Genomic DNA, 1120 nt, shown 5'->3' on the forward strand with positions numbered 1-1120 from the left:
TTTAGCATTGGTCGGTATCGACCTCGGCAAACACACCTTTCACCTGCACGGCCAGGATAAGCCCGGCCGAGAGTTGTTTCGCAAGAAGCTCTCACGCCAGCAAATGATGCGATTGTTTGCCAACTTGCCGCCGTGCACGGTGGTGATGGAAGCCTGCGCTGGAGCACATTTCATCGCGCGTGAGCTGACGGCCTTGGGGCATCAGGCCAAGCTTATTTCCCCGCAGTTCGTTAAACCCTTCGTCAAGGGCAACAAAAACGACTTTGTTGATGCTGAAGCCATCTGCGAAGCCGCTTCGCGCTCAACGATGCGTTTCGTGTCGCCCAAGACAGAAGCTCAACAGACCCTTTCAGTGTTGCATCGCCTGCGTGAGTCACTGATCCGCGACCGCACCAAGGCGGTTAATCAGATGCATGGTTTCTTGCTTGAATTCGGTATCAGTTTGCCGAAAGGTCTAGCCGTCATGAAGCGTTTGTCTGCTGTTTTGGCAGAGCACGAGCTACCTGCTCGGCTAACGGTATTGTTGCAGCGCTTGCACGATCATTTCGTCTACCTGGACGGACAAATCAAAGCGTTGGATAAAGAACTGGCCGGCCAACTGGCCGACGATGATCTGGGTAGTCGTTTGCTGAGCATGCCATGCGTTGGCCCGATCACAGCCAGCTTGCTGGCTGTGGAAATGGGCGACGGCCAACAGTACCGATGCAGCCGTGATTTTGCCGCATCTGTCGGTCTGGTGCCTAGGCAGTACAGTACGGGCGGCAGAGCCAACCTTTTAGGTATCAGTAAGCGGGGCGACAAGAACCTACGCCGCTTATTGGTGCAATGCGCACGTGTCTATATGCAGCATCTGGAGCGACAGAAGGGGCCCTTGGCAGACTGGGTTCGATCGTTATTAACGCGGCGACATTCCAACGTAGTTGCCTGCGCATTGGCCAACAAACTAGCCCGTATTGCCTGGGCAATTTCTGCGCACCACAGCCAATACGAAGCAGGGCCAAGCGCATTGAACGCCTGACCCTGCGGTTGTTGCTGTACCACGATTCACCTTTCAGGTTTTGCGATAGCTGAACAACAGATGAAATGAACGGCCTACCGGCCTGACGAGGATCCTGACATA

General features: G+C 54.7%; 1 protein-coding gene. It reads left to right on the plus strand.

Annotated elements, in window-relative coordinates; all coding sequences use genetic code 11:
* A partial coding sequence (locus tag ACIGCM_RS22865; RefSeq protein WP_397504354.1) for an IS110 family transposase occupies positions 1-1018 on the plus strand: 1018 nt, incomplete at its 5' end.
* Between the last annotated feature and the right edge of the window lie 102 nt (positions 1019-1120).

The sequence above is a fragment of the Pseudomonas sp. NPDC078700 genome (assembly GCF_044542375.1).
Classification (GTDB): domain Bacteria; phylum Pseudomonadota; class Gammaproteobacteria; order Pseudomonadales; family Pseudomonadaceae; genus Aquipseudomonas.